Origin of the sequence: uncultured Desulfosarcina sp. (assembly GCF_963664155.2) — a bacterium.
Taxonomy (GTDB): domain Bacteria; phylum Desulfobacterota; class Desulfobacteria; order Desulfobacterales; family Desulfosarcinaceae; genus Desulfosarcina.
In genome coordinates this window covers 4,702,721-4,722,022 of the sequence record NZ_CAXXXH010000001.1, presented here as the reverse complement: position 1 = coordinate 4,722,022, position 19,302 = coordinate 4,702,721, and the positions used below count along the sequence as shown (strand labels likewise).

Annotated in this window: 15 protein-coding genes and 1 tRNA gene; 5 read left to right on the top strand and 11 right to left on the bottom strand. The window is 55.9% G+C overall.

What is annotated here, in order from left to right:
• Window positions 1-136 precede the first annotated feature (136 nt).
• Window positions 137-1,471, bottom strand: a complete 1,335-nt coding sequence (locus ACHZBS_RS21515; RefSeq protein WP_319407203.1) for an IS5 family transposase — start codon at window positions 1,469-1,471, stop codon at window positions 137-139.
• A gap of 148 nt (window positions 1,472-1,619) precedes the next feature.
• Here ACHZBS_RS21515 and ACHZBS_RS21510 point away from each other — a divergent pair, with 148 nt between their 5' ends.
• Window positions 1,620-2,363, top strand: coding sequence for a site-specific integrase (locus ACHZBS_RS21510; RefSeq protein ID WP_319408558.1), 744 nt, complete (start codon window positions 1,620-1,622; stop codon window positions 2,361-2,363).
• Window positions 2,364-2,391: 28 nt separating this feature from the next.
• Here the strand turns inward: ACHZBS_RS21510 and ACHZBS_RS21505 are convergent.
• From ACHZBS_RS21505 to ACHZBS_RS21475, 7 genes are all read right to left on the bottom strand, one after another.
• A tRNA-Met gene (locus tag ACHZBS_RS21505) sits at window positions 2,392-2,468 on the bottom strand.
• 138 nt (window positions 2,469-2,606) lie between these two features.
• Window positions 2,607-2,918, bottom strand: coding sequence for a DUF167 domain-containing protein (locus ACHZBS_RS21500; RefSeq protein WP_319408557.1), 312 nt, complete (start codon window positions 2,916-2,918; stop codon window positions 2,607-2,609).
• Between the two features lie 82 nt (window positions 2,919-3,000).
• A complete protein-coding gene (locus ACHZBS_RS21495; protein WP_319408556.1) occupies window positions 3,001-3,423 on the bottom strand; it encodes a thioesterase family protein in 423 nt (140 codons plus the stop codon).
• Between the two features lie 171 nt (window positions 3,424-3,594).
• Complete coding sequence (thrH, locus tag ACHZBS_RS21490) at window positions 3,595-4,197, bottom strand: bifunctional phosphoserine phosphatase/homoserine phosphotransferase ThrH (protein WP_319408555.1); 603 nt, start codon at window positions 4,195-4,197, stop codon at window positions 3,595-3,597.
• Between the two features lie 225 nt (window positions 4,198-4,422).
• Window positions 4,423-5,739: a homoserine dehydrogenase gene (locus tag ACHZBS_RS21485; protein WP_319408554.1), complete on the bottom strand. Its 1,317-nt coding sequence runs from the start codon at window positions 5,737-5,739 to the stop codon at window positions 4,423-4,425.
• A 140-nt stretch (window positions 5,740-5,879) separates the two neighbouring features.
• On the bottom strand, window positions 5,880-7,244 hold the full coding sequence (locus tag ACHZBS_RS21480; protein ID WP_319408553.1) for a DUF3999 domain-containing protein: 1,365 nt from the start codon (window positions 7,242-7,244) through the stop codon (window positions 5,880-5,882).
• The gene (locus tag ACHZBS_RS21475; RefSeq protein WP_319408552.1) at window positions 7,241-10,027 is read right to left on the bottom strand and encodes a DUF2339 domain-containing protein; all 2,787 of its coding nucleotides are present in this window, start codon (window positions 10,025-10,027) and stop codon (window positions 7,241-7,243) included. The genes ACHZBS_RS21480 and ACHZBS_RS21475 overlap by 4 nt, the downstream gene beginning before the upstream one ends.
• Window positions 10,028-10,481: 454 nt before the next feature.
• Here ACHZBS_RS21475 and ACHZBS_RS21470 point away from each other — a divergent pair, with 454 nt between their 5' ends.
• Complete coding sequence (locus tag ACHZBS_RS21470) at window positions 10,482-10,703, top strand: hypothetical protein (RefSeq protein ID WP_319408551.1); 222 nt, start codon at window positions 10,482-10,484, stop codon at window positions 10,701-10,703.
• Between the two features lie 340 nt (window positions 10,704-11,043).
• Here the strand turns inward: ACHZBS_RS21470 and ACHZBS_RS21465 are convergent, their stop codons facing one another.
• On the bottom strand, window positions 11,044-11,298 hold the full coding sequence (locus ACHZBS_RS21465) for a hypothetical protein (protein WP_319408550.1): 255 nt from the start codon (window positions 11,296-11,298) through the stop codon (window positions 11,044-11,046).
• Between the two features lie 24 nt (window positions 11,299-11,322).
• Here ACHZBS_RS21465 and aceK point away from each other — a divergent pair, with 24 nt between their 5' ends.
• From aceK to aceA, 3 genes are all read left to right on the top strand, one after another.
• Entirely contained in the window at window positions 11,323-13,041 is a 1,719-nt protein-coding gene (gene aceK / locus ACHZBS_RS21460; RefSeq protein WP_319408549.1) for a bifunctional isocitrate dehydrogenase kinase/phosphatase, read from the top strand.
• A gap of 244 nt (window positions 13,042-13,285) precedes the next feature.
• Window positions 13,286-14,893: a malate synthase A gene (gene aceB / locus ACHZBS_RS21455; RefSeq protein ID WP_319408548.1), complete on the top strand. Its 1,608-nt coding sequence runs from the start codon at window positions 13,286-13,288 to the stop codon at window positions 14,891-14,893.
• Entirely contained in the window at window positions 14,890-16,230 is a 1,341-nt protein-coding gene (gene aceA, locus ACHZBS_RS21450) for an isocitrate lyase (RefSeq protein ID WP_319408547.1), read from the top strand. Before aceB ends, aceA begins: the two co-directional genes overlap by 4 nt.
• A gap of 225 nt (window positions 16,231-16,455) precedes the next feature.
• Here aceA and ACHZBS_RS21445 read toward each other — a convergent pair whose 3' ends face one another.
• Entirely contained in the window at window positions 16,456-16,623 is a 168-nt protein-coding gene (locus ACHZBS_RS21445) for a hypothetical protein (protein WP_319408546.1), read from the bottom strand.
• 297 nt (window positions 16,624-16,920) lie between these two features.
• Window positions 16,921-19,065 (bottom strand): sigma 54-interacting transcriptional regulator, encoded by a 2,145-nt coding sequence (locus ACHZBS_RS21440; protein WP_319408545.1) that lies wholly within the window; start codon window positions 19,063-19,065, stop codon window positions 16,921-16,923.
• Between the last annotated feature and the right edge of the window lie 237 nt (window positions 19,066-19,302).

Sequence of the window (19,302 nt, the reverse complement as noted above, 5' to 3'; positions counted from 1 at the left end):
ATCGATGGCGTTCAGCAGAGGTACTCAACAAGTTTGGCCCAACAGAAAGGAGACCGTGTCAAAATTTAGCGTGTAGAGTTGAAAAACCGTAACGGAAGGTCACGCAATGTGTATAATCTAGTCGATCTTGAAAAAGTCATTTTATGACTATACCGGTTAAGGTATCTGATCTTTGATAAAATAGAAGTCGGAAGTAAAACTGGTACAAAAAATCTGCTGCCCAGCGCAGCAGTTTCCTAAAGTTCATTCCGGCTGCGCTTAAGATCGCATTGATGCAGTCGCCAAGGGTTCCTTTCAGGCGACATCGATCCATTCGATGTTCTTGTTTCAGGTGTCCAATGCCAGGCTCAACGGCCGCCCGACGCTTCATCCAGCGCCACAGGCTCTTGGCTGTTCTTCCTCGTCGTCGTTTGTCGACATGCACATCAACCTTGCCTGAGTATCCGTGACCGCGGTAGCCCATGTCCACGAACACATGCTCGGGGGGGTGGGCAATCTGTTCGACCTGCTTGAGGGCATCTTTTAACGTGTGGCCGTCATAAGGATTGCCGTGAACCGCCTTGGCACCGACGAACCAACCGCCACGGCTGGTGGCCGCTACACTGATTTTGCAGCCGAACTCGTAGCGCTTGTGCGCTTTACCTTTGCTAATGCATTCTACCGCCGGCTCATGAACACTGTAGATCTTATTCTTGTCTTTGCGCTGCTGGTGGAAAATGCGGGTGCCGATGGTAAGCAGTGATTTTAACGCTTCATCCGGATGCTGGGATTTTCTTTCAATGTCTCTGATCACCCGGCCCAGATAGGTTTTTAGTTTCCGGGTACACCGTCTGGCCCGTTTCATCTGGCGGGCATGCGCATAGCGGCTTTGCTGGGCTAAAAACTGCTTGGCGTTGCGATTGTAGTTTTGGCGAAGCGCAATGCCACGCTGCTTGGCGGCATCAACCAATTTTTGTCTGGCGCGATCATACAGGCGGGCGTCGGTGGGAAAACGAATATCTTTTTCCTGCACGGTCGTGTCCACGTTGACCCGTTTGAGCTGGTGGGGCTTGACCGCTTTGATCTTTAACCCGGCGGCAATGGTCTCTTTGAGCAGTTCTTCGGCTCCTGCTTCGCCGATGCGTTTGCGCCATCGGGACATGCTGGACGGATCGATCGGCGGATCGTGCTCGAAAAACTGCATGCCGCTCAGATACTGCCAGTAGGGGTTTTCTACCCATCCGGAAACGACATCGTCGTCACTGAGGTTGTATGAGAACTTCAGGTAGTGCAACGATACCATCAACCGGGTGCTGACACCTGGCCGACCGTTGTCCGGGCAGTAGGTTTGTCCGAACACCTCGTCCATGCGATCCCAATTGACCACTTTTGCTAGTTTTACTAGCCCATGTCCGGGATCGATGATTTTCGTGAGCTCAGGTCGGAACAGATCCCTTTGCCTGTTTTTGTGTGCAGATTGCTTGGGTTTCATGGCAGAAATTTGCAAGAAAAGAGTGGATAAAGGATTGTAATCTTGCAAATAACATAGCACAAAATAGGTAATTTTTCTAATGTTTTCTGGTGGATAAATGCTTTTTCAGGACCGACTAATCTATAATTCGTACCCCATAAACTGAGAAATGGTCAAGACTTTTACCTTGAATCACGCCGGCCTTGAGGAGCCACCAGAAATCCATCCTTTCACCCTTGATGAGGTCAATCGCATACTTGATGCAGTGCACACTTGGTATAGACCGTATCTGACTGTTGCGTTTTTTACGGGAATGAGGGCAGGAGAACAAAATGGTTTAAGCTGGTCGGATTTTTTGGAGGACATGAAACCGGAGCCCCACATCTTTATCCACAAAACCTACGTGTATAAGAAAGATGGGGTTCCAAAGACCAAAAAGTCGAAGCGGTACATCCATTGCCTGCCGCAGGTGCTTGAAGCCTTGGAGGAGCAACGTAAACTGACTGGCAAGAACAAGCACATTTTCCTGACTGTGGATGGTAGGCGGATGACCCCCGACCATATCCGTAAAGAGGTGTGGATGCCCGCACTTGAAAAAGCTGGCATTGAGTACCGCCCTCCCCTTCAATCTCGACACACATTTGCAACGATGATGATTTCTGCTGGCGAAGATGTCGGCTGGGTTCAGAATATGTTGGGCCATTCCTCACTGCAGATGATTTTTCAGCGGTACTATGCTTGGGTGCCACAAACAACCCGCTCGGATGGACAGGCGTTCATGCGGTACGTCAACGATGTGGTTCCCGAATTGCCGGAAAATGCCCAGAGCACAGACATCGAGCCGGTGAAAACTGACAAAGTGTGTACCAATCTTGTACCACTTGATGAATACCGGCGTAAAAAAAGGGCTTAGGATGTTCCCTAAGCCCTTGATTTTACTATGGTAGCGGGGAGAGGATTCGAACCTCTGACCTTCGGGTTATGAGCCCGACGAGCTACCAGACTGCTCCACCCCGCATCAATTTAGAAAAGCAGACAATAAGAGAAAATGCACCCATTGTCAACATCCGATTTAAAACGACGGAAAAAAATAAGTGGGCGTTTCGCCCTTCTTCCCTGCGCAGCGGCGGTTTTAAGTGAATTTCCGAAAATATTATTATTTTGCCCAGGACAGGATAACCTTTCTGATGGATTCCCGTTCGCCACCATCTTTCCGACAATGAACCATGACCTGCTTGTTCCGCCCGGTGTGCCCGGACACGATTTCCACCGATGATTTGGCCACCGACAGCAGACCCGATAGGAATACGCTGCAGGCTTTGTTGGCGGCATTGTCAACCGGTGGTGCAGTGAGATTGATCTTCAGCGCATCGCCATATACTCCCACCACCTGGTTTCTTGACGACCGGGGCTGGACACGGATTTTAAAGGTCAGTCCGTCGGGTTTTTCCTGGATGGTGAAAGGCATAATTCAAAGCTCAAAGATAGAAAGACTGCATTTATGTTGATCGGTCAATCCCTTAATTTCCCAATTCCTCGATCTCTCAACCCTACAGATTGTCCCTGATCAGGTCGCGAATGAAGGCCGGCGGGCGGACCACCTTTCCCTGGGCGTTGATGAATGCGTGCCGGGTGTATCCGGTGGTGTGGACCACGGAGCCGTTCTGGCTGGTGATGATGTAGTCGAACTGCATGCCGGCGCGAAAGCCTGTATTCAGGGTCGCTTCGATAACGATCACATCATCGTAGCGCGCCGGGGTGAGATACTTGCAGTTGACCTCGGAGACCGGCAGCATGAGTCCCCGTGCTTCGATTTCCCGGTAGGGCAGCCCTAAATGACGGAACAGTTCGGTGCGACCGATCTCGAACCACCGCAGATAATTGGCGTGGTATACGACGCCCATGGTGTCCGTGTCACCGTAAATTACCCGGTAGGTGGTTTGGTGGGAAAGGGTATTGGGTTGTGAAGCCATGAGTTTTTTTGATGAATGGTGAGCCGTGTACGGTGAATAGTGAACGGTGACCGGGTTATTTTTTCTTTAGATTTTAGATATTGATAAGACCCAGGATCATTTTGCGAACGATTTTTATTTGTTCCAGGATGATGTCTTCCTTATCGATGTATCCCAACTTTATCACTCACCCTACTTCAACACTTTCCCAAAAACCTCCCTGAGATCGTCATAGGTTCTCGTCACGGGGAACTGGGGAAATTCGTCGATCACATTCTGCGGAGGACGAAACAGGATGCCTTGGTGGGCCGCCTTGAGCATGTTAATGTCGTTGTAGGAGTCGCCCATGGCCAGCACCTGGTAATTTAAATCCTTAAACGCCTGGACCACCTTGCGTTTGCCGTCGGTCTGCCGCAGGTTGTAGCCGGCGATGGAACCGTTGCCGTCGATGGTCAGGCCGTGACACAACAGCGTGGGCCAGCCCAGCTTTTCCATCAGCGGTCGGGCAAATTCGACGAAGGTGTCGGAAACGACGATCACCTGGGTCCGTGCCCGCAGCCAGTCAAGAAATTCACGGGCACCCGGCAGTGGGTCCATGGTGGCAATGACGTCGGTGATGTCCTTCAGTTTAAGGCCGTTGCCATCCAGAATGGACAGGCGCCGCTTCATGAGCACATCATAATCGGAGATATCCCGGGTGGTGAGACGAAGATCATCGATGCCCGTGCGCTCGGCCACGTTGATCCATATTTCCGGGACGAAGACGCCTTCCAGGTCTGAACATATTACATGCATGAAACCTCTCATCAATCATTCTTGTTTGCCGGTTGGTCGGTATCGAAAATGACTCGGAATCCGGTCAATCGCTGAGGTGATTATTTTATTCTTTTCTGCAACGGTCAATCGATAACTGCGGAAGCCGGAGCGTTTCATAGCCGCGGCAGAAAGGGTGAAGCCTTAGCAATTCTGCTGTTAGCCCTTGACAATAAAGGATATGGAGCGCTCCGGCTTCCGCAGCCCTCACTCCTGCCCGTTATCGTCTTCAATGCGAATCAGCATGGGTGTGCCAGCGACCACGTCCAGGGCGCTGATTTCATCCAGCGCCCGGGTCACGTCCGCCTCCCGCGCATGATGGGTGAGCATGACCACCGGCACCGATCCGTTGGTTTTTCTGCCCTTCTGGTGAACGAATTTCAGGCTGATGGTATATTTTCCGAGGATACCGGCAATGGTGGCAAGCACCCCGGGCCGGTCCATGGCATCGAACCGGAAATAATAGTTGGTGACGATGTCGTCCATGGGCATCACGGCAATGGGCCGCACCTTATCCGGCTGGAAACCCATGGCCGGCACCCGTCCGGCGCCGTCGGAAGCCAGATTTCTGGCGATATCCGCAATGTCCGAAACCACCGCGCTGGCCGTGGGCATCATGCCCGCCCCGTGGCCGTATAGCAGAATTTCTCCCACCGCATCGGCGGATATGCTGATGGCGTTCAATGTGCCGTTGACATTGGAGAGCATGTTGTCGAACGGAATCATGGTGGGGTGAACCCGAGCCTCCACTGCCCGGCCGTCAAACTTGGTGATGGCCAGCAGTTTGATGCGGTAGCCGAACTGGGCGGCAAACTCGATGTCCATCGGTGTTATTCTGGAGATTCCCTCGATGTAGACATCATCGAAATTGATTTTCATGCCGAAAGCCAGGGCGGCGAGAATGGCCAGCTTGTGGGCCGCGTCCTGTCCCTCGACATCCAGGGTCGGGTCAGCCTCGGCATATCCCTTGGCCTGGGCCTCGGCCAGGGCGGTTTCGAAAACCACGCCCTCGTCGGTGATCTTGGACAGGATATAGTTGCACGTGCCGTTGAGAATGCCGGTCATGGCGCTGATCCGGTTGCCCACCAGGGATTCCCTCACCGTCTTGATGATGGGCATGCAGCCGCCCACGCTGGCCTCATAAGCCAGGTCGACGCCGTGTTCGGCGGCGGCGGCGATAATCGCATTGCCGTGCTTAGCCAGCAGGGCCTTGTTGGCGGTTACCACATGCTTGCCCTTGCTGATGGCATCGAGGATCAGTTTTCTCGCGATCCCCTCACCGCCGATCGTCTCCACGACGATATCCACCATGGGATCGGCAATGGCCGCGGCCGCATCGGGGATCATCACTCCGGGTGCCAGGGAAAGGCCCCGGTCCTTTTTCGTGTCGATATCCGCCACATATTTCAGATTGAGATCACATCCGATGCGGTCCCTGATGATATCCCCGTTTTCCAGCAGCAGACGAGCCACACCCGTCCCCACCGTGCCGCAGCCTAAAATGGCAATATTGACCTGTCTCATTTCTTATGGGTTCCTGATGCGCGTTGGGGTTGGATAATCATGTAAATATTTATAATCAACCCCGCAATTTCTTATGACCCATACCTGAAAGTCAATAGGAAAAATGGTGAATAATGAACGGTGAACTATTCACCACCTCTTCACCCTTTCAACCGTCGTGCTAAACGCCAGGCCATGGCGGCCACCACCAGCACACCGGCCAAAAGAACCGACCACAGCAGAATACGGCGCATCGGCAGCGGTTTCGGCGGCGGCGACAGGCGTTGGGGGCCGCCCAGAACCATCCATGTGCTTTGCGGAGTTACCCATCGCTCCAGGCCATTTTCACGATGCCGGCCGATTCCGTCGAAAAGGGCGGCCACGTTTACCTTCAGCGGCTCAGCCACCGCACTGCCGAAAGCCAGGGTGAAGGGGCCGCTTCCCCGTGCGATAAAAAACAGGTCATGGGGGCGGTAGCCGATCTCCAGCCGGGGAACGGCACTGCCGATGGTGCTGTCGCTGGCATCGACCGTCAGGCGCCAGCGGCGGTCCATGGAGATGGGCACGGCCTGGGGGGAGCTCGTCAGGGGAGGGTTGTCCACATCGATGCGATAGAACAGGCCCTTGAATCGCCGGGTCCAGGTCGCCTTGGGATCATCGTTGCGGGATTCGAGCAGCGCTTCGGCCATGCTGTTGGCCTGGTCGAAGATGAGATTGACCCGGTCCACCGGAAAAGCGCCGGTGCTCCGGTATTCGAACACCCCCGGCGATTCGGGGACCGGCTGGCCGTCGATCTTCAAAAACACGCGAATGGGAATCCGGCCTTCAGGCTGAAACCGACCGTCGATGCGGATCAGGGGTACCGCCGGCCCCGCATTCAACTGGCGCAGCCGCAGGTAACGTTTCGTGCCCCGATCCAGGGTGATGGTATTGCTGATCAGCCGCCGGCCGCCGTGCCGAATGTCCGAAATCGCCGCCCGCTTCTGGATCGTTGTCCAGGCCACCAGGTCGTCACTGGCATCAACGGCAAAAGCGGCCATGAGGGTTGTCTCTCCCGGTTGCCATTCCAGCCGCAGTTGGGCCAGGCTGCGATTGACAAGACTCAAATCGATCAGAAACGACCGGGCGTATTCATCTGGCAAGATCGCCGGCCGGGGATCGACCTGAACTACCGCCCCGTCCGGTCCGGTGCGAACAAAGACCCGATACCCGCCGGCCTCCGGTGCCACCTCTTCCGGCAGCGGGAAAAAGGCCAGCGATCGCCAGGGCGCTTCAGCCGACTGGGTCTGCGCATAGCGGATCATGTGCGGCACCGGTTCCCCGCTGGCATTGAATACGCGAATATCGCCCAGGTCCCTCCGACAGGCGCTTGCGTAGACCTGCTCAGGCAGGCTCATGGCGGCAACGGCGGTACCGACGGGCACGTCGATCCTAATGCCGTAGGCAAAGTCATTCACGGTCAGGTCCGCCAACGATGGGGACGGGTTGCAGACCGCCAGCAGCAGGAGCCACAGCCATTTTCTCATCGGATTTCTCCTTTCGATTCCGCCGGAGGCAAGGGGGTAAAGAACCCTATCACCAGCATCAGGCCGCCCACCGCCAGAAATGAAACAATCCGGGAGACGGTGCCCGACCCCGACAGGTCTACCATGAACAGCTTGATGACCACCACTGTCAGCAGACCGGTACCGGTGAACCACACCGCCCTGCGTTTCAGGCGATTGGCGGCGATCATGCACCCCAGCGCCAGGAGCCCCCATAGCACGGCTATCGACGCGTGGAACAGGTCGGATCGAAACAGGGCATCCCCGTTATAACGCACGTTGCCCAGGTGGTGGACAGTGCGGGCCACGACGGCGGTCAGCCAGAGGAAAACCCCTGCTGCCGGCGCCCCCCACAACACCGCCGGCGGCAGGCTTGCTGCCGGGGCAAGCGGCTCTTGGTTCATCCACAGCACCCAGCTGAGGATCACCAGGAATACAAAAATCTGCATCAGGTCCAACGGGTTGAGCAGCGGAATATAGGGCAATGGTCCGGGATCGCCGTTCAGGGCGAGGCCCAGAAGCGTCCAGGCCATCAAACCGGATACGAGCAGGGTCGGCAGCCATCCCCGGTAGGCGTTGTGCCAGGCATCGAACGGCCAGCCGGGCCGGCGCCTCAACCGGATCAGGGCCACGACGACGACGGCCGGAACGCCGCCCCAGCCGATAAAAGCCCAGACGCGGCCACCGCCGGCCAGCTGATCCAGCAGCCAGCCGGCCTCCCGGCCCAGCAGCGCGGTGGCCCACAGCGCCCCCGCCACGTGCCAGCCGGCCGATATCTTCTGGTTCCAGGTGGCCTCCATGGTTCGCAGCAGGAAGTAGTGAACCGCAAAGGCGGCCGGCCATGCCAGCACCCACCAATCTTGAAAAGGGTGCCTGAAGGTGTATTGATCGAAAAGCGCGGCGCTTGCCAGCACCATGACGGGCAAAAATCCCAGGGCCGGCCAGCGCAGCCCCTTCCAGTCCACCCGCCGGAAAAGAATTCCCATGGCCGTTGCGCTGAGTGAAATGAATGTCATCGCACAGACCAGTTCATGGCGGCGGTCCAACCGCCGGTCAATCTCCTCCAGCCCCGTGCCGAACCACCAGAGCATCCCCCATGCCATGATGGCACCGGCAAAGGGCCGCTCCAGCGGATGCAGCCGCGCTCCAAACCGCTCCAGGAAAAAGGCGGAGAACAGGCCGGCGGTGCCCACCATCATGCCGCCCAGAAACCGGCTGTTGAAAACAGCTGTTTCGCTCCAGGCACCGTGGCCGCCAAGCATGAACATGGCACCCGATCCGACCTGAAGCAGCAGCCCGAAAGTCCGGGCTGTCCAGCGGTTCTGACGGACACCCACCCAGACCAGGCCCGCCCCTTCCAGGCTCCAGGCTATGGCCGTCCAGCTGCCGGACAGCGCCAGCGGAATGGCCAGGCTGCCGAAAATCACCCCCAGGGCGAGGAATGCCTCCACCAGCGCTTTCAGCCCCTGATCCCGCCGCCGCCACAAGGCCGTGGCCAGGCCGGTATAAATCAGGCCCATGGCCACGGCACTGAATGCCAGGCCATAGGTGATATTCCTGACCAGCCCCACCTGCAGACTGAACACCACCAGGGGCATGCCGAATACCAGCGTGCCGTCCACATAACCTTTCAGTCGGGGCGGCTGCCGCAGGGCGAAAAATACGGAAATGGCCAGGTAGAAGGCGAAGAAGAGAATCAGAAACGGTTCGGTGGTGGCAAAATGATGCGGCCGGTAGTACTGCAATCCCCAGGCGGAGCCGATGCCGAAGGTAAAAACGAAGCCGAGCAGGTTAAGCCAGCGCCAGGCCTTGAACCAGGCGATGCCGAAGATGCCGGCATTGAGCAGGGCGTAATAGGAGAAGAGCATCACGTGGCTGCCTGATCCCGTGGATAGCAGCACCGGCGCCATGAAGCCGCCGGCGGCCCCCAGCACGGCCATGGCGGCGGCATTCTGCAGCACCGCCAGCATGCCGGAAAAAACCACCAGGCCCACCATCACCCCGAAGGTAAGCGTCAAGGGCACCATGTGAAAGAGACGGGCCGAGGCAAACAGGGTCAGATACATCACCCCGATGCCGCCGCCCTGAAGGGCCACGGCATAGCCAAAACGATCGATGCGCAGCCGCCAGCCCAGAAGCAGCAACCCGATGCCGGCGGCAAAAGCGGCCGCCAGGCGGATCTCCAGGGGTACGAGGTCCCGGGCGGCGGCGTATTTCACCAGGAAGGCAAATCCGAACAGCAGCACCACCACACCTACGCGCACCATGAGGTTTCCACCGAAGAAAAATTCCCGGACCGACTCTCCCATACCACCCGACGGCGAGTCCGTCGGCGGCGGCCCTGGCGGCGCAGTGAGATCCGCCATGGCTGCATCGGACAGTTCCAGTTCCAGGGAGGGAATCCCGGCGGGCGGCTCAAGGAAAGGCGTGGGGGCCGGGGGTGTCTCGGATGTATGGTCCCCGGCGGGTTCTTCTTCCGACATGGAGGCCCCCCCTTGACTATTGGGTGCGGCAGCGGTTGAATGAGCCGCTTCTTTCGCACCGTGAGATTGCGCCGGGTCCGCCACTTTCTCCCCGGAAAGCAATACGGCGATCTGTTTCTCCATGGCCTCCAGGCGTTTTTTCAGCGCGAGAAGTCCGTTGCGCTGGTTAATAACCGCCGCTGCCAGCAGGCCAATGACTCCGCCCAGCAGAAAGTCGCCCCGGCCATAGAGGTAAAAGCTCCCCATGACAGCCCCGATCAACCCCAGAACGATATAGATCATGCAGGTTCCCTTTCCCGCCGGGCAATAGCCCGGCCGGTCAATTATTTTCGCAGACACCGCGCGCCGGATGGCCGGTGAATGACGACACCTTGCCGCACAGCAGCGTGCATAATACGGAAAGCTCCTGATATGTCAATACAATTACCCTGTTTCTCCGACTGCCGGTGATCGTCGGCACCTGCTCAATTGTTCGGCCGGCTAGGGCGGCGACTCAAGAAAAAACATGATCGTGCCGCCGGTTTATTATCAAAAGAGCGGGGATGATAACCGTTTTGCCCGTCCGAATCACGTTTTTCACATCTTAACTGGGTTGCCGGCAGGGTTTGCGGGAACAATCGTATGAATCCATTCAACTGCACAGACCGGTCTTCCCCGGGGCCGGACCGGTTTGACATTGTCAATTCAGGCCTCATTTTTATGCTATCTTTCACCAACTGAAAAAAGGAGCATCGATATGGCTTACACATGTAAAAATTGCGGCGCCATTGCCGAATCACCGGGGCATCTGTGCAACCCTTGCGGGGAGAAAGAAAAATGCAGTTTCTGCGGAGCAGCTGAAGTTGACCCCAGGCACATCTGCAAGGACAAACTGGCCGAAATGAAATATGTCTGCAATGGATGCGGCCGTGTGGCAATGGAAGAGGCCCATCTTTGCAGCCCGGCCCAAATCAGGTAGTCTGCCGCCCATTCAATACCCATAAACCAAACGCCCGTTAATGAGAACGATGGGCGTTTGGTTTTTTCCCGATTTCCCATCCCTAAGTGCTCCTGTTCGTAAATACGGTAACGCACCGAGATTGACGAGGCATTCGGATCGCAAGGCGGGAGAAGCGACAATAGCAGCGCTATTGGGACGCCGGGCAACGCGGCGAGTCGGGATGCATCGGCGATCGAATGCCACCGTTTATGAACAGGGGTACTAAGTCCGTCCCCGGGCCTGCCGGCTGACCAAATGCTTTCCAGACAGGATTGTCTTACCCATCCGTTGGACAACGGCCTGACACACCTTCCTCAACTCACACCACGCCAAATGTTTTGCCACCAATGAGATCAGCCAGGTCAACCACAAATCCGATGAGTTTTCCGCTTTGGCGGACAAACTCCGTGAACTGGTTGGACGGTTTAAAGTCTGATTTGCATTCTCGCGCGTAATCGGTTATTTTTCCGGTATGATTTGAAAAAATTCCTTCGGTATCAGGCTGAACCGTGCATAAAGAGGGTCTTCCTGCTCCTGGTGTCGGCAGCCCGCCCCACCCATCGACAGATTGCAAGATGGTGCTCCACAAGGTGTCAGAATGACTATCGTACCATTGGCCCAAGACTGTTCCGGCTGTATCCATGAATGGTTCCAGGATTACGGAGATCGTTTTCGCCGGATTACGCGGCGGGCACCCGAACGGTTTATGAACCGCCAGTGGGAACTCGTCCAGGCCGACACCACCGAGAGACTGAACCTCTACGCAACGGTCGTCGATCAGACAGAAATCGACATCCGCAGCCTGCTCGACGACCGGGTCGCCGAGAACAGTTTATGGGCCGCCGCCAAGGCCGACTATGCCGCCCGCACCGCTGCCGGGGATGACCGGGAACTGGCCGAAACCTTTTTCAACTCGGTCACCCGCCGCATTTTCGGTACCGTCGGCGTGAACCGGCAAATCGAGTTCATTCACGATGACCACCAGCCGGCATTGCCATTCCCGACCGAGTCGGTCTTCAAGACCTATCCGTTGACCGGAGCCATTGAACCGGTTATCCGGCAGATCTATTCCGACTGCCGCGATCTCAAGATCGACCCCACGGCCCTGGAAAGGGTAATGCCCCGGATCGCGGAAAGCGTGGAAAAACGCCTGAGCGAGATGAACGACCGGACCCGGCCGGTCCGTATCGAGATGATTCGGCACATCTTCTACCGCGGACAGGGCGCGTATCTCATCGGACGCATCCTGGCGGGAAAACGGATCATCCCGCTGGTCATGGCGCTGCTTCATCCGCCGGAAGGCGTGGCGGTGGACGCCCTGCTGATGGACGCAGACGGGGTGAGCATCGTCTTTTCCTATACCCGCTCGGCCTTTCACGTGCAGGTGAAAAAACTCCGCGAACTGGTCGGTTTTCTCAAGTCCATCATGCCGGCTAAACCCGAAGCCGAGATCTACTCGGCCATCGGATTTTTCAAACACGGCAAGACGGTGCTCTACCGGGATGTATGCCGGCATACGGCAGAGTGCACGGACGACCGGTTCCGCCTATCGCCGGGCAAACGGGGAATGGTCATGGTGGTGTTTGACATGGCCGGTCATGAAATGGTGGTCAAGCTGATCCGGGACCGCTTCGACAATCCCAAAAAGACCACCCGAAACAAGGTCCTCGAACAATACGACTTCGTCTTCAACCACTACCGGGTGGGACGGCTCATCGAGGCCCATGCCTTTGAGCACCTCTCTTTCGACCGCTGCTGGTTTTCAGACGATCTGATCGATCATCTCATCGCCGAAGCCGGGCAAACGGTTCACCTGGCAGGCGACCGGGTGATCATCGACCATGCTTACCTGGAACGCCGGGTGACGCCGCTGGACATCTATCTGAAAGAGAACACCGATAAAAAGGCCGAAGCTGCTGTGGTGGACTTCGGCAATGCCATCAAGGACCTGGCGTTCGCCAACATCTTTCCCGGCGACATGCTGCTTAAAAACTTCGGTGTCACCCGCCACGGGCGGGTGGTGTTCTATGACTACGACGAAATTGTGCCGCTGACCGCCTGCCGGTTCAGAAAAATCCCCCAGGCCCGCTCATACATGGACGAAATGGCCGACGAACCCTGGTACACCGTAGGAGAGGACGACGTCTTTCCCGAGGAATTTTCCCGTTTTCTGGGACTCTCTCCAGGACATCGGGAACTTTTTTTAAGTCGGCACGCCGATCTGCTGGCACCGGACTTCTGGGTGAAGGCTCAGGATGAAATCCATACCGGGCACCTCCGGCACATCCGTCCCTACCACCCCCGATACCGGCTGTAAGGGCGGCAATGGCATTGACCGGGTTTACATTGCCCCGGGCCGCATTATATTTGTCCAGGTTTCCCATTATCCGGCTGTCAAGCAGACGTTTTCGCAAAAGTTCTACGGCCGATGGTCCAACCGGCATTATCGCTCCTTTATTTCTTTAACTCAGCCCAGACCGTTCCCATTTCCAGTCCGTCGGGAGGGCCGCCATTCGAGTTTGAAGGCCACTCCCTCCGCAACGCACCAAAGGAGGAATCAGATGAGCAACACCACTATTCCAGACGGCATCACCATCAACGCGCCGGTGAGCGACGCGTTCAGCCGTATTCTCACTCCGGAAGCACTCACCTTTGTCAGGAACCTTGCTCGCCGGTTCGATACCCGCCGGCGGGAGCTGATCGTCCGCCGGGAAAAAGTCCAGGCCGATCTCGACGCCGGGAACCTGCCGGATTTTTTACCGGAAACGAAGCATATCCGCGAAAGTAGCTGGACCGTGGCCCCGGTGCCTGGCGACCTTTCCGACCGCCGGGTCGAGATTACCGGACCGGTGGATCGCAAAATGGTGATCAACGCGCTCAATTCCGGTGCCAAGACCTACATGGCCGATTTCGAGGACAGCCACAGCCCGACATGGGCCAATACCATCGACGGTCAGATCAACCTGCGCGACGCGGTCAACCGGACCATCGAATGGGCCACCCCCGAAGGCAAAACCTACCGGTTGAATGACCAGATCGCCACCCTTATTGTCCGGCCCCGCGGATGGCATCTGGTGGAAAAGCATGTTCTCGTTGACGGGCAGCCCGTTTCCGGCAGCCTGTTCGATTTCGGCCTCTTCTTCTACCACAACGCCAAGACCCTTATGGCCCGGGGCAGCGGCCCCTACTTTTATCTGCCCAAGATGGAGAGCCACCTGGAGGCGCGGTTGTGGAACGATGTCTTCATCGCCGCCCAGGAGGCGCTGGGCATCCCGGCGGGCACCATCAAGGCCACGGTGCTCATCGAGACCATCATGGCCGCTTTCGAGATGGATGAAATCCTCTACGAACTCAAAGACCACAGCGCCGGGCTGAACTGCGGGCGCTGGGATTACATTTTCAGTTTCATCAAACGATTCAAGAACGTTCCCGGCTATCTGTTTCCCGACCGGGCCCAGATCACGATGACCCGCCACTGCATGCGTTCCTACTCCCTGCTGGCGATCAGGACCTGCCATCGCCGCGGGGCCTATGCCATCGGCGGGATGGCCGCCCAGATCCCCATCAAGAGCGATCCGCAGAAAAACAGCGAGGCGCTCGACAAGGTCCGGGCAGACAAAACCCGCGAAGCTACCGACGGCCACGACGGCACCTGGGTGGCGCATCCCGGCCTGGTCCCCATCGCCATGGAAGAGTTCGATAAAGCCATGCCCACCGCCAACCAGATCGACCGGTTGCGAAATGACGTTCACGTCACGGCGGCGGATTTATTGAAGGTGCCTTCCGGAACGATCACCGAGGCGGGCATGCGAACCAACATCAGTGTGGGCATCCAGTACATGGCCAACTGGCTCTCGGGTCTGGGATGCGTGCCGCTGTATAACCTCATGGAAGATGCGGCGACCGCCGAAATCTCGCGGGCTCAGCTGTGGCAGTGGATCAAGCATCCGGAGGCGGCCCTCGACGACGGGAAAAAGGTTACGCTGGAGCTGTTTCGTTCGATGATGAAAGAGGAAATGGAAAAGATCAAAGCCGAAGTGGGCGCTGCGCAGTTTCGGCAGATCAAGTACGAGCAGGCCGCAACCCTGTTCGACGAAATCATCGCCGCCGACACCCTGGCGGAATTTTTGACCTTGAAGGCCTACGATTACCTGGAGGAAAAAAGATGAAAACCATAGAAGAAAAAGCCGAAGAGATCTGCCAACGATTGACCTGCCACGAAGTGGTGGCCGACGAACGCGAGGAACTGGAAGCCCACTGGGCCGAGGATCCTCGCTGGAAGGGCATCGTCCGCCCCTACTCGGCCGAAGATGTGCTCAAGCTGCGCGGCAACCTGACCATCGCCTATACCTATGCCACCATCGGCGCCAAGCGCCTATGGTACCTGATAAACCATGAAGACTACGTGCCGGCGCTGGGAGCGCTGACCGGCAACCAGGCGGTTCAGCAGGTCGAGGCCGGCCTCAAGGCCATCTACCTGAGCGGCTGGCAGGTGGCCGCCGACGCCAACCTGGCCGGCGAGATGTACCCGGATCAGAGCCTTTACCCGTCCAACAGCGTGCCGGCGGTGGTCCAGCGCATCAACAACGCCTTGCGACGGGCCGACCAGATTCAGGTACTGGACGGCAGAAAGAACGGCCCCTACTGGTTTGCTCCCATCGTGGCCGATGCCGAGGCCGGATTCGGCGGCCCCCTCAACGCCTTCGAGCTGATGAAGCAGATGATCGAAGCCGGCGCTGCCGGGGTTCATTTCGAAGACCAGCTATCCTCGGCCAAAAAATGCGGACACATGGGCGGCAAGGTGCTGGTTCCCACCCAGGAAGCGGTGGCCAAACTCGTGGCGGCCCGATTGTCCGCCGACGTGTGCGGCGTACCGACCATCCTCGTGGCGAGAACCGATGCGGATGCCGCCAAGCTGGTCACCAGTGACATCGACGAACGGGACCGGCCATTTATCATCGACCAATCCCGCTCCAGCGAAGGATTCTTCTATGTAAAAAACGGCGTTGAAGCAGCCATTGCCCGCGGCCTGGCCTACGCGCCGTATGCGGACATGGTCTGGTGCGAAACATCCAAACCGGACATGGATCAGGCCAGACGCTTCGCCGAAGGCATTCATGAGAAGTTTCCCGGAAAGCTGCTGGCCTACAACTGCTCTCCGTCGTTCAATTGGAAAGCCAACCTGGACGATACCACCATCGCCACCTTCCAGCGTGAGCTGGGAGCCATGGGCTACAAGTTCCAGTTCGTCACCCTGGCCGGGTTCCATGCCCTGAATCTGGGCATGTTCGATCTGGCCCTGAACTACCGCAAAAACGGTATGTTGGCCTATTCCCGCTTCCAGGAAGAGGAATTTCGTTTCGGCAAGGAAGACGGTTACATGGCCACCACCCATCAGAAATTCGTGGGGGCCGGCTATTTTGACCGATTGATAGACACGATCAGCAGCGGCGATTCATCGGTGGGCGCCATGTCCGGCAGCACTGAAGAAGATCAGTTCAAGTAGCCAGGGTTGCAAACAGAAAAACCTTCCAAGGGCTATCGCTGACGTGGACGGTTTGATTTAAAAAAGATGGGGCTTGAAGAGGCCGGGCGTTTCGGGAATTTTACTCCCCCGGCCTCTTTTCTTTCTTCGGTTTATCCGTTGGACAGTTGCCAGGCAATCTTTCCCCCGTGGCGAAGGCCTTCAGCCTTTGCCGGGAGATCCTTGCATGAATTCCGGCTGCAGGAACTACCCGGGAAAATGATTGACCGCATAAAGGGCAACCATACCGATGGAGATCAGGATGCTGACCATTGCCCGACGGTTTTTTCTTTCTTTTTTTCGACGCCTTTTTAAAACTAGGGCCATTCTTGCCGGATTCTGGTCGTAAGCGGTGGCAACTCTCGAAATCATCATTTTTCCTCCTGCAACAATTAGGTTTTGTTTTCACCCGACTATTGCAGGAAGTACAATGACTGTGCCAAGTCGGCTCCAGACCACTCCCAACCAAATACAACCAATTGTATTTTCGATTAAATTTACTTTTTCAATCTCATATAAGCATTCCCAGACCACACCTTGGGAATACCTAAAACCATGCCACATGTGGCATGGTCAATTCTAACATAGCCTCAACATTTTGTAATTATTAATATTTTCTATTATATGCCAATATTGTCGCTATCCATGCCTGTGGTGACGTATCCGACTGCTTTAGTGGATCTGGTGGAATTTCATCTTTCGCTGGAGGGTTCTGAGGCCAATTCCGAGGGTTTTGGCCGTTCGGGTGCGGTTCCAGCGGTGTTCGGCCAATGCAGCGGCAATCTGGCGCTTTTCAAAGGATGCCACGGTATCCGGCAGTGACGTTGCCGGATATGAGGTCTCAGCCAAAGGGTCTTCAGCGGGCATGGGTGATTCCCCGGCAAGATCCAGGCGTTTCAGGGTAACAAAACGGTAGAGTACATTCTGGAGTTCACGGACATTTCCCGGCCAGTTGTGATTCATCAGGGTGTCCATGATTTTTGATGTCAGGACAGGTCGAATATTGCTGTCATACGCCTTGAAGAAGTGCTCGGCCAAAAGCGGGATATCTTCTTTCCGCTTTCTGAGCGGCGGCAGATGAATCGGAATTACATGCACCCGATAAAAAAAATCGCTGCGCATCCGCCCCGCCTTGACCAGTTCGCTCAGATTCCGGCTCGTGGCGGCAACGATCCGGAAATCGGGTTTTTTTATCTGACTGCTGCCGACAGGTGTAAATCCCCCGCCTTCAATGGCGCGCAGGAGTTTAACCTGGAGATCCGGTTTGATTTCACCGATTTCATCCAGGAACAGGGTGCCTTGATCGGCCTCGTCCAACAGCCCTTTCTTGTCGGCACCGGCACCCGTGAAAGCGCCTTTTTTATGGCCGAAAAACTCGCTTTCCAGCAGATTCTCAGGTATGGCGCCACTGTTCACCGGCACAAAATTCCGGTTCTGACGGGCGCTCATGCCGTGGATCGCCCGGGCAACCAGTTCCTTTCCCGTTCCCGACTCCCCGTATAAGATAACATTGGTATCCGATGCGGCGGCCATCAGCATCAATTCATAAACCTCCTGCATGGCCGGGCTTTTTCCCACAATGTCACCGAACCGCTGACGCTCTTCGATGGTGGTGCGCAGACGGATATTTTCGTCGCGAAGGTGGGCTTCACTGTCACGGAGGGATTCTTCCATCCGTTTGCGTTCGTCAATATCGGTGATCATTGCCTGACAGAAAACCGACTGATCCGACAGCCGAACGGGGACATTGATGCTGTAATACCATTTTTTGTCCTTGGGATTCTTCATTTCAAAACGAACCCGGTTGCCCTCGAAAACCTGCTCGGCAACACACCACAAACAGGGTGACGCTCTGCCATGAAGCGACTCATGACAAAGCGTCCCCGTCGCATCGATGCCGGTGTTGCGGATCAGGTTTTCGTTCATGAAGCGAATGCGGTATTTCCTGTCGATAAAATAGACGAACCCTTCGTATCCCTCCAGAATGGCGCTGTAGAGCGTTTCACGATCACGAAGGTCGTGCTCCGTGTTCTTCAAAGACGTGATATCGATAATTGAAGCGATGCTTCGGCCGGTTTCGCTGAGCATCCCCACTTTGATAAAAATGATCTTTACCGATTGGTTGCGATCGATGATGCGGCATTCATATTCAGGTGGCGCTGCGCCCTCACCGGACCGTCGGGAGAAATGATACCGGATAACCATCTGACGGTCTTCCGGATCAATAAAGTCCGTCCATTTCATCCGGTTTTCGATTTCCTTGCATGAAAATCCGGTAAGTTCTTCGAACTTGGGATTGGCCATAGAAATGGTAAAGTCCTGTTCGACAATAATCGATGGTGCACCGGAGTGATGAAATATGTTTCGATAGCGGTTTTCAGCTGCCGACAGATCGGCACTTCGTATAGCCATCTGGTGTTCGAGATGGAACTGATATTCGTGGAGTTGCTCTTCCGTTTCTTTTTGATGCGTAACGTTCCTTACAACGGCGATGGCTTCATCGACGGTGCTCTTCACCAGGCGGGCTTCGTAATAACAGATCGTCTGTTCAAAAGTGAGAGAATATTCTATCGATTGCACTTCGCCGGTCGCGAAAACGGATTCAAGCGTATTGACAAAACGCGGGGCCGTATTCTCCGGCAGTACATCTTCTATCCGCTTTCCCAGGTAATCCACTTCAGGCCGGAAAAGCTCATTTATTTTTCCTTCAAAGCTGCGAAAGGTATGATCCCTGCCGATGCGGATGATCATATCCGGGATGGCATCTACAATGGCCCGAAACGATGCGGTCTCAAAATCAGAACTCGGCTGTGTCATGCGTGACACCTCATACCAGTGGTTATGAAAGAATTTAAAGCGTGAGAACCTGCCACATCTTTCATGGCAAGTCAATAATACAAGCGATGGAATTGCGCTATTCTCTGAAGTGAAATTGGATTCAAAAATGGTTTATACTGTTCCGGTATGATCGATTCAAATGACGGAGAAGGATCGTCAAGAACCAACTCTTTTCAAAAAAAAGGTTGATTGTATTATTGCATTCATGTCAAATAT